Source organism: Planktosalinus sp. (assembly GCF_059864935.1).
This window is the reverse complement of sequence record NZ_JCBCCK010000250.1, coordinates 1-9961: the sequence shown is the minus strand read 5'-3', so window position 1 is coordinate 9961 and position 9961 is coordinate 1. Positions and strand designations below refer to the sequence as shown.

The 9961-nt window shown below is 38.9% G+C and carries 8 protein-coding genes and 2 pseudogenes; 8 read left to right on the top strand and 2 right to left on the bottom strand.

Annotation, left to right across the window (positions count from 1 at the left end):
- From AC6F75_RS08565 to AC6F75_RS08550, 4 genes and pseudogenes are all read left to right on the top strand, one after another.
- A pseudogene (locus tag AC6F75_RS08565) lies at positions 1 to 976 on the top strand (hypothetical protein); the annotation flags it as partial.
- The gene (gene ybeY / locus AC6F75_RS08560) at positions 969 to 1385 is read left to right on the top strand and encodes an rRNA maturation RNase YbeY (protein ID WP_500714592.1); all 417 of its coding nucleotides are present in this window, start codon (positions 969 to 971) and stop codon (positions 1383 to 1385) included. The pseudogene AC6F75_RS08565 and the gene ybeY, both read left to right, overlap by 8 nt.
- 127 nt (positions 1386 to 1512) lie before the next feature.
- Positions 1513 to 3384 (top strand): tRNA uridine-5-carboxymethylaminomethyl(34) synthesis enzyme MnmG, encoded by a 1872-nt coding sequence (gene mnmG / locus AC6F75_RS08555; RefSeq protein ID WP_500714591.1) that lies wholly within the window; start codon positions 1513 to 1515, stop codon positions 3382 to 3384.
- 31 nt (positions 3385 to 3415) lie between these two features.
- A complete protein-coding gene (locus AC6F75_RS08550) occupies positions 3416 to 4258 on the top strand; it encodes a methyltransferase domain-containing protein (RefSeq protein ID WP_500714590.1) in 843 nt (280 codons plus the stop codon).
- A gap of 157 nt (positions 4259 to 4415) precedes the next feature.
- Here AC6F75_RS08550 and AC6F75_RS08545 read toward each other — a convergent pair whose 3' ends face one another.
- The gene (locus tag AC6F75_RS08545; RefSeq protein WP_500714588.1) at positions 4416 to 5558 is read right to left on the bottom strand and encodes a DNA polymerase III delta subunit-related protein; all 1143 of its coding nucleotides are present in this window, start codon (positions 5556 to 5558) and stop codon (positions 4416 to 4418) included.
- An 82-nt stretch (positions 5559 to 5640) separates the two neighbouring features.
- Here AC6F75_RS08545 and AC6F75_RS08540 point away from each other — a divergent pair, with 82 nt between their 5' ends.
- From AC6F75_RS08540 to AC6F75_RS08530, 3 genes are all read left to right on the top strand, one after another.
- Complete coding sequence (locus AC6F75_RS08540; RefSeq protein WP_500714587.1) at positions 5641 to 6828, top strand: phosphoglycerate kinase; 1188 nt, start codon at positions 5641 to 5643, stop codon at positions 6826 to 6828.
- A gap of 78 nt (positions 6829 to 6906) precedes the next feature.
- On the top strand, positions 6907 to 8445 hold the full coding sequence (locus tag AC6F75_RS08535) for a LysM peptidoglycan-binding domain-containing protein (protein ID WP_500714586.1): 1539 nt from the start codon (positions 6907 to 6909) through the stop codon (positions 8443 to 8445).
- A 33-nt stretch (positions 8446 to 8478) separates the two neighbouring features.
- Positions 8479 to 9456: a DUF4837 family protein gene (locus tag AC6F75_RS08530; RefSeq protein ID WP_500714585.1), complete on the top strand. Its 978-nt coding sequence runs from the start codon at positions 8479 to 8481 to the stop codon at positions 9454 to 9456.
- Positions 9457 to 9503: 47 nt separating this feature from the next.
- Here AC6F75_RS08530 and tatA read toward each other — a convergent pair whose 3' ends face one another.
- Positions 9504 to 9695 carry a twin-arginine translocase TatA/TatE family subunit gene (gene tatA, locus AC6F75_RS08525; RefSeq protein ID WP_500714584.1) on the bottom strand — a complete coding sequence of 64 codons (192 nt, stop codon included), beginning with the start codon at positions 9693 to 9695 and terminating at the stop codon, positions 9504 to 9506.
- A gap of 132 nt (positions 9696 to 9827) precedes the next feature.
- Between tatA and AC6F75_RS08520 the strand changes: the two are divergent.
- A pseudogene (locus AC6F75_RS08520) lies at positions 9828 to 9961 on the top strand (M23 family peptidase); the annotation flags it as partial.

Below are 9961 nucleotides of genomic sequence, written 5' to 3'. Positions count from 1 at the left end.
ATATGGTAATCCACTGTTTGGAAGAAAGCTGGTTCGTCAAAGCGAACTAAAACAAAATTTTCAACACGTTGACGACAGCCTTTTTGCATTAGCACTCCGAAACCCAATGATTGGAACTGTAATTAATGATTTGATTGAAGAAGTGCATTACAATATGGACAAATCCATGGAAGAATTGGCACAAAACCGAATCAGAAATGGAGTCGCATCACAGCAATACTCTGTTACCGGAGCGAATGACCTTGCGGTTTTATTAAGCAATGCCTTAAACAGTATGCAAATGCAAATGGCAGGTGCAGCAGGTCAGGGTGAGGGCCAGGGCAGAGGTTTTCAATTGCCTGATATTATCAAACAGCAGGAAAGTTTAAATGAGAAAATGGAACAGGGAACCAATCCCGGCGAACAAGGTAGTGAGGGAGAAGAACAAGGAGAGGGTGAAGGCCAGGGCGATGGTGAGGGTCAGGGTGACGGGCAAACGGGATCTGACGGTGATGGAAACGACGGACAAAGTGGTGACGGCAACAAAGAGGGTGAAGGCGAAGGAGGAAATTTAGAATCAGAAGAAATGAAAGGACTGCTGTTTGAAATTTATAAGCAACAACAAAAGCTTAGAATGCAACTTGAAGACAGGCTTAGACAAGAAGGCTTGCCTGCTGACGCCAGAAACCTGATGCGTCAAATGGAACAGGTAGAACAAGAATTATTGGAGCGTGGGTTCAATCAAGCCACACTGAGAAAGATGAACGAAATCAAGCACCAGCTTATGAAACTTGAGCAGGCCGCTTTTCAACAGGGAGAGGATGAAAAAAGACAAGGGCGCACCAACGAAAATGAATTTCAAAACACCCAGAACAAACAACTTGAAAACGCAAGAAACTATTTCAACAACATCGAAATATTAAACAGACAACAACTACCTTTCAGGCAAGTGTACAAACAAAAAGTGCAGGAATATTTTAACACGCCCAATGATTGAGTTTTTTTCTGAAACCGACTTTTCTCTTGACAATCCTGAAGCGTTTTCAAAATGGATCAATACAGTTTTGAAATCAGAAGGATATACTGAAGGCGATATTACCTATGTGTTCTGTGATGACAATTATCTTCACAAAATCAATTTGGAATACCTCAATCACGATACACTAACCGATATTATCAGTTTTGATTATTCTATGGGAAAACAAATTCACGGCGAAATTTATATATCCATTGAACGCGTAAAAGAGAACGCATTAGAATACAACGAGCTTTTTGAAAATGAACTAAAACGTGTGATAATACATGGGATTCTTCACTTTATGGGTTACAAGGACAAGTCACCGGAAGAAGAGAAAATTATGCGTAACAAAGAGAACGAAACTATCGCCATTTTTCCTACTTTATAACACATCTCTTTGATAATCAAATAAATAAATTTTAATTTGTTGATATTCTGATATTTAGCTTATATTTGCACCCGTTTTAAGATAAAAACTTGTTCCACGTGGAACAACACGAATTTTTTACTGAATTATGTTTGAAAATGAATATGATGTTATTGTTGTGGGTGGTGGACACGCCGGCTCTGAAGCCGCTGCCGCTGCTGCAAATTTAGGCTCAAAAACCTTATTGGTTACTATGAACCTTCAGAACATTGCCCAGATGTCCTGCAATCCTGCTATGGGGGGAATTGCTAAAGGGCAAATTGTGCGTGAAATTGACGCAATGGGCGGTTATAGCGGAATCGTTTCAGACAAGACGGCCATTCAGTTTAAAATGCTAAACAAGTCAAAAGGACCTGCAATGTGGAGTCCCCGTGTGCAAAGTGACAGAATGCGATTTGCAGAAGAATGGCGATTGATGCTTGAGCAAACACCAAACCTTGATTTTTATCAGGAAATGGTCTCTGGACTTGTAGTAAAAAACAATAGAATTGTTGGCGTAAAAACTTCTTTGGGAATCGAAATTAAAGCCAAGAGTGTAGTATTGACAAACGGAACTTTTCTAAACGGATTAATCCATATTGGCGAAAAGCAATTTGGAGGCGGAAGAGCCGGCGAGAAAGCAGCTACGGGAATTACTGAAGATTTAGTAAAATTCGGTTTTGATGCCGGAAGAATGAAAACAGGTACGCCACCCAGAGTGGATGGAAGGTCGCTTGATTTTTCGAAAATGGAAGAACAGCCGGGCGACGAAGTTCCGGACAAATTCTCATACAGTAATATTACCCAACCTTTAAAAGAACAACGTTCTTGTTATATCAGTTACACAAGTCCGCAAGTGCATGATTTGTTGCGTGAAGGATTTGACAGATCACCCATGTTTAACGGGAGAATAAAAAGCATAGGGCCTAGATATTGTCCTTCAATCGAAGACAAAATCAACCGGTTTGCAGATAAAGACAGGCACCAGCTTTTTGCAGAACCCGAAGGCTGGAATACAGTAGAATTTTACGTCAACGGGTTTTCAACCTCATTGCCCGAAGAAGTTCAATACAAAGCTTTGCGCTCTGTTCCCGGATTTGAAAATGTCAAGTTTTTCCGTCCCGGTTATGCGATCGAATATGATTATTTTCCGCCCACACAATTAAAACATACTTTAGAAACCAAGCTTGTTGAAGGCCTGTATTTCGCCGGACAAATAAATGGAACGACCGGTTATGAAGAAGCCGCTTCCCAAGGATTAATGGCCGGAATTAATGCACATTTAAAAGTGCACGAAAAGGAGCCATTTATTCTTAAGCGAAATGAAGCTTATATCGGTGTTTTGGTGGATGATTTAATCACTAAAGGCACAGAAGAGCCTTACAGAATGTTTACTTCCAGAGCAGAATACAGAACGCTCTTAAGACAAGATAATGCAGACTTCAGACTAACTCCAAAATCATTCGAAATTGGTTTAGCCAAAGAAGACCGAATGCGCAGAATGGAAGAAAAAGAAAAAAAATCAGCTGCATTTGTTTCTTTTTTTAAAGAAACCAGTTTTGCTCCTGAAGTGATCAATCCTATTCTTGAAGTTAAAGAATCGGCTCCGGTGAATCAGGCTGATAAAATGTTTAAAGTGTTTTCAAGGCCCAATATTACTCTTGACGATATGCGCAAAATTCCCGAAGTGGAAGAGTACATTCAGCAAAGTGATTTGGATAAAGAAATTCTGGAACAAGTTGAAATCCAAGTCAAGTATTCGGGATATATTGACAAAGAAAAAAACAATGCCGACAAACTCAACCGCTTGGAAGGAATTAAGATTCCCGAGAACTTTGACTATACAAAACTCAAATCGCTTTCTCAAGAGGCGAGAGAAAAATTAAGCAACATCAGACCCGCAACCATTTCGCAGGCATCACGCATCAGTGGTGTTTCCCCTAATGATATTTCTGTCATGTTAGTCTATATGGGAAGGTAGTGTTCCACGTGAAACAGTTAGTTATTTTAAATTGAAATCAACCGAAAACATTTATATCAAAACAAAAGATTTCTTGCTTTCCGGCGAGGAATTTACGCTGGTTGAAAATAAAGAAAAAGACTTGCTGAAGACAATTCCGGTTCCGGAGAATGTGTCAGAATATTATCAAAGTGAAAATTACATTTCTCATACTGATTCCAACAAAACACTTTTTGACAAGGCTTATCAATTTGTAAAAAAAGTCTCTCTGAGTCAAAAAATGAGTTTGATAAAAAACCTGAACCAAGGTGAAGGATCGCTTTTGGATATTGGATCAGGAACAGGCGATTTTTTAGCTTACGCAAAAAGCAAAAACTGGAATGTTCAAGGAGTTGAACCCGGAGAAAAAGCCAGGCAGCTTTCAGAAAAAAAAGGAATAGTTGTCAATGAGTTTTTGCAGGATGTAGAAGAAAAATATTTTGACATTATTACACTTTGGCATGTGCTCGAACATGTTGAGGATTTTGAATCTTATATTTTAGAAATCAAAAAAAGACTAAAACCCGATGGAACTTTAATAGTTGCTGTTCCCAATTTCAAATCAAAAGACGCGTTACATTATAAACAATTTTGGGCAGCATTTGATGTGCCAAGACATTTATGGCATTTTTCAAAAAACTCTATTGAACGAATTTTTACCCCACATCATTTCAAACTCACTCAAACCAAACCCATGTGGTTTGATGCTTTTTATGTGTGCCTGCTTTCTGAAAAATATAAAACAGGAAAATCAAACTGGATAAAAGCCATTTGGCATGGCAGCCTCTCAAATTTGTCCGGAATCTTTACCAAAGAGTATTCTTCGGGCATTTACATTCTCAAAAAGGAGGATTAACGAAGTTTTAGGCGCAAAAACGAGCAAAAACAAGACTGAACAGCGTTCGGGTCGATAAAAACGAGAATCGCGCTTAAATCGAAGATAACAAAGCCGTTTTTTATAATCAAATCAAATAGGTATTTTGAAAAGCAATAAGAAAGACTTATAGTGAATTTTATGCTGCTTTATGCAGTAAACGGGTGAGTTGAATAGAGAGATCAGTAAAAATAATTTTTGCATTTCCATTGCGCTCAATATGATAACCGGCATCTTCCAATGCGGAGATAATTTCCATCACATTTGCTCCATGAACAAAAGGGGCAAATTTTTCCAAAGCGAAGTTAACATCCTTAAATCTCAAGTAAACCAGAGAAGGAGTTTTGTAATTTAAAAGCAATGCCTGCCGGAAAAATGAAATGCAATAATCCAAAAATTGTTTTTGAACTTCACGACCGGTTCTGGCAATAGTTTCACTCCACGACAACAAATCGTTGATTACAGTTTTATTTCCTTTTGCTCTAAAGGCTGCCCTGATCCAAAAAATCACCCATTCTTCAAATTGAGAATCTTCACTGCTGTTTTTGAAAAGCTGCAACGCTTTGTTGTAATCACCCGCTGCTTGTCTGGCAAACTCTTTGGCAGCCTCATAAGCCGCGCCTTCTTTTTCAACAAGTCCGCCGGCAATAACTTCTTCCGGCAACAGTGGAAACTTCAACAGTTGGCATCGAGATTTAATAGTGTCAATTATTTGTTCTTCATCTTCAGTAATCAGAATGAACACCGTTTTTTCGGGGGGCTCTTCAAGGAGTTTCAATATTTTATTGGAACAAGCAATGTTCATTTTCTCTGCCATCCACACAATCATCACTTTGTAACCGCCTTCATAAGCTTTTAGTGAAAGGGTTTTTACAATGTCCTGTGCTTCATCAACACTGATATTACCTTGCTTTTTCTCAACACCAATTCGGTTATACCAGTCAAAAAGGCCGGCATAGGGATTGGCCAAAACAAAACTACGCCAGTCCTCTAAAAACATAGTTGAAACAGGATGGGTTTTTATTTTGTCATTGGTGGCAACAGGAAAAACGAAATGTAAATCAGGGTGTGATAATTTGTTGATTTTCAGATTGCAAGAGGGGTTTTTCTCAACCTCTGAAACTGAAAAAGTACCGCATAAGATATTTCTGGCATAAGCAAGCGCCAGTGGTAAAACCCCCTGACCCACAAAAAGTTGTGCGTGCGGAACCCTACCGTTTTCAACCCCGGTTTTCAGGTGGTTTTTAAGATGTTCAAGCCCCAAAACTTCAGAATAGTGCATATGCAAATATAGGATAATTCAGTCCAAACGATAGCTCTCAATTATTAGAAAAAAGTATCTTTGTCTTTAGAATTTCTAATTTATGAAAACGCTGAACAGTTTCAATTTTAAAAAGAAAAAAGTAATCGTTAGGGTCGATTTTAATGTTCCCCTCAATCAAAATCTTCAGGTTACAGACGACAGCCGGATCAGGGCCGCAAAGCCCACCATTATTAAAATTCTCGAAGACGGAGGAAGCTGCATCTTAATGTCACATTTTGGTCGACCAAAAGCTCAAGAAGATGAATTTTCCTTGAAGCACATTGTCAATAAAGTGTCTGAAATTATTGGGGTAAAAGTCAAATTTGCTTCAGATTGTATTGGCTCTGTTGCCGAAGAGGCTGTTTCAAAATTAATGCCCGGAGAAATACTCCTTTTAGAAAACCTGAGATTTCATAAAGAAGAAACCGAAAGCGATAAGGATTTCGCAAAAAAACTAGCTAGCCTTGGAGACTTTTATGTGAATGATGCCTTTGGTGCTGCCCACCGCGCCCACGCATCAACTACCACAATTACTGAGTTTTTCCCTGAAAACAAATGTTTTGGTTTACTATTGGAAAAAGAAATCAACAGCCTGAACAAAGTAATGAAAGACAGTAAAAAACCTGTAACCGCCATAATTGGTGGGGCAAAAGTGTCTTCAAAAATCACCATCATTGAAAATATTTTAGATAAAATAGACCACCTGATTATTGGTGGCGGAATGGCTTTCACCTTTGTAAAAGCCCTTGGCGGAAATGTGGGTGATTCATTGGTAGAAGAAGACAAACAGGATTTAGCATTAAGCATACTAGAAACCGCCAAGAAGAAAAACGTGGAGGTTCATTTGCCTGTTGACGCATTAATAGCCGACAGTTTTTCAGAAACTGCAGCTAAAGATGAATGCAGCATCGACAATATTCCCGACGGCTGGATGGGGCTTGATACCGGCACAAAAACCAATGTGCTTTTTGCTGATGTCATAAAAAAATCAAACACCATTTTATGGAATGGTCCTGTAGGTGTTTTTGAAATGAAATCATTTGCAAATGGCACTATTTCGTTAGGTAATGCCATTGCCGAAGCTACAAAAAAAGGCTCATTTTCATTGGTTGGTGGTGGCGATTCGGTGGCTGCGGTGAAACAATTTGGTCTTGAGAAGAAAGTGAGCTATGTGTCCACCGGCGGTGGTGCTATGCTTGAAATGCTCGAAGGAAAATCACTTCCGGGAATAGAAGCAATATTGGATTAGGGCAATACCATAGACTCGGGCTGCGTTTTAATCATTATTTTTTACTATTTTGCAAAACCAATCTAACATAAAACAATAATGAGTAAAATACTAACTCCCCTGATTTTTACTTTGTTATTTTCACTGGCGTATGCGCAGGAAGATAGTTATGGTCCCCAACAGGAGGTTGCCAATCTGCTTGAAACGGAAGATGTTATTGAACAAGAACCTCTTTCGCTACTTGACAGCATCCGCTCAATTTTTAGAGTACACCAGGTCAGTTCTGAAATTGACAGCCTATGGAAAAAAGAACTTTACAATTCAGAGTTGTTTGACGAAATGTATGCTTTTGTCAACGAAATAGAAATAAATGAAAGAGAAACACTTGAATTTGAAGAACTTACCACAGAAACCTTAATGCTCCGCCTAGCTTTGCTTGACGCGAAAACCCCTTTTGATGTGGCTTATTCTCCCGCACTGGAAAATATCATTAAAAGCTATTTAAGCCGCCGCAGAAATTCCCTTCAACGCTTAATGAACTTAAGCAACTTTTATTTCCCAATGTTTGAACAGGAATTGGACAGGCACAATCTTCCTCTGGAGTTGAAATACCTCGCCATTGTAGAATCTGCTTTGAACCCCAGAGCGAGATCAAGAGTAGGCGCTACCGGATTGTGGCAATTTATGTATCCCACCGGAAGAATGTATGGCATGGAAGTCACTTCTTATGTTGATGAGCGTTCAGACCCCTTACGGGCAACAGAATCTGCAGCTAAATACTTAGCAAGCCTTTACAATATGTTTAATAACTGGGATTTGGCCTTAGCATCATACAACGCCGGCCCCGGAAGAGTTTCAAATGCCATTCGCAGATCTGGAGGAGAGACCAATTATTGGAAAATGAGGCACAACCTGCCACGCGAAACAGCCGGCTATGTGCCGGCTTTCCTGGCAACCATGTACATTTTTGAATATGCAGAAGAACACGGATTTAAATTACCAAAAACAGGGTTGCCCTATTATGAAACCGACACTGTTCACGCAAAACAAACTCTTAGATTTGCAGACCTTTCAGAATTGCTTGATATCCCTATGGAGGAATTGCAGTTTTTGAACCCGTCTTATAAATTGGATGTTATTCCATACATTGAGGGGAAAAATTATTACTTAAGGCTTCCACTTGATGTGCTTGGAACTTTCGTAAGCAATGAAGATTTGGTTTACGCCTACATTGACTCCAAAGCCAAAAAAAACAACAAACCCACACCTGAATTTTATCCGCAAGACCAGCAAATTACTTACAGGGTAAAAAGTGGTGATTTCCTCGGAAAAATCGCATCTCATTATGGCGTCACGGTCAATAATATTAAAAACTGGAATGGCCTGAGAAGCAATAACTTAAGAATTGGCCAGCGATTGGTAATCTATCCCAGAGGACAACGAAACACTTCAACTTCAGTTGCTCAAAATACAACCAGCAATACTGACACTAACGAGTATATAGTCAAACAAGGCGACACACTTTGGAGCATTGCAAACAAATATCCCGGTGTGACAATTGAAAATTTAAAAAATTGGAACGGTATTAGCGGTAATACTTTAAGACCCGGAATGAAACTAAAACTTTCAGGCGGGTAAATATTTTTAAAGTAATTTTTAAAATAGTTCGTTATGAATAAGATTTTTTTGCTGCTTTTGGTTTCCATTACCTTTTTTTCCTGTAAGGAAAGCAGCAGTGACCGGCACGCCATGTTGCCCACTTCTTCAGGAAACATCAATAACCTTCAGATTGTAATTGACAATGAACTCTGGGAAGGTGAAGTAGGAGAAGTTCTAAGAAGATATTTCGCGGCTACGGTTGAAGGCCTGCCACAGGAAGAACCGCTTTTTTCCATCAGCCAGTTACCGCTTCACGCATTTGAAGGGTTTACTCAAAAACACCGCACATTTCTTTATGTGAAAAAAGGAGAGCAGAAGCAATTCAGGCCGGCAAATGACTTTTATGCCAAACCCCAGACCGGGTTTTTTATAAGTGGGCAAACCAATGAAGAAATCATCGAAGTCATTGAACAAAACATCACTCAACTTATTGAAAGTTATAGGGGAACAGAAATTAAAGAAAAGCATCGCAGAATGTCTCTTTCGCGTTTTAATACCGCATCAGTTAGGGAAAACCTTAAAGTCGATTTTATTATGCCTTCCGCTTATCGCATTGGTAAACAGACCGATGATTTTGTCTGGTTACGAAAAGACATCCGCTCAGGAGATCTAAACCTGCTTATTTATGAAATGCCTTTAAACTATTTTCAAAACGAATCGACAAGAATGCAGGACATTATCAAAATGCGTGATTCGATTGGAAAAGCACATATTCCGGGACCGGTGGCGAACAGCCATATGATTACTGAAATGGCTTTCACCCCCTATTTTTTTGAGTCTGAAGTTGATGGAAAATTTGCTTATCTGACTAAAGGCACTTGGGAAGTGTATAACTTTTTTATGGCAGGACCTTTTGAAAACTACATCATTAAAGATGAGAAAAACAACCGATATCTGGTAGTTGAAGGATTTACCTTTGCGCCTTCGGTGGATAAACGCGACCATCAGTTCGAACTTGAAGCCATCATTCAGTCGATAAGAATACAATAAAAAAAATCCGCTCTCGAAGCGGATTTTTTAGTTTTATGTGTGAAAAATTATTTTTCAATTTTGTCTTTCTCTTCTTCCTTTTTGTCTTCTTTGGAAGCATCTTTAAATTCTTTGATTCCACTACCCAAACCACGCATCAGTTCAGGAATTTTCTTTCCGCCAAAAAGCAGCAATACAACAACAACAATTAGTACAATTTGCCAGGGGCCCATCATCAAAGGAAGAAATAGAGAAGTCATGATACATTGAATTTAGAATGCAAAGTTAACAAGAAAAATCCAATGCACTACTTTTTTGGGGATTTTCTTCCTTTCAATTATACGAAATGCCCGTCCTTTTTGTTTTATATTTGCTATTTAAGAAATTAGACAATGGCTGAAGAAAAAAAGAGAAAAAGAATTGTCAAAAAGCTGCTTCACAAGTACAGGCTGGTCATTTTAAACGAAGACACCTTTGAAGAGAAAGTTTCGTTTAAACTCAACCGTCTGAATGTGTTTGTTTTTTC

Excerpts from the sequence above, each read along its gene's own strand:
- ybeY (WP_500714592.1), top strand. The coding sequence starts at position 969 with ATGATTGAGTTTTTTTCTGAAACCGACTTTTCTCTTGACAATCCTGAA.
- mnmG (WP_500714591.1), top strand. The coding sequence starts at position 1,513 with ATGTTTGAAAATGAATATGATGTTATTGTTGTGGGTGGTGGACACGCC.
- AC6F75_RS08545 (WP_500714588.1), bottom strand. The coding sequence starts at position 5,558 with ATGCACTATTCTGAAGTTTTGGGGCTTGAACATCTTAAAAACCACCTG.
- AC6F75_RS08540 (WP_500714587.1), top strand. The coding sequence starts at position 5,641 with ATGAAAACGCTGAACAGTTTCAATTTTAAAAAGAAAAAAGTAATCGTT.
- AC6F75_RS08535 (WP_500714586.1), top strand. The coding sequence starts at position 6,907 with ATGAGTAAAATACTAACTCCCCTGATTTTTACTTTGTTATTTTCACTG.
- AC6F75_RS08530 (WP_500714585.1), top strand. The coding sequence starts at position 8,479 with ATGAATAAGATTTTTTTGCTGCTTTTGGTTTCCATTACCTTTTTTTCC.
- tatA (WP_500714584.1), bottom strand. The coding sequence starts at position 9,695 with ATGACTTCTCTATTTCTTCCTTTGATGATGGGCCCCTGGCAAATTGTA.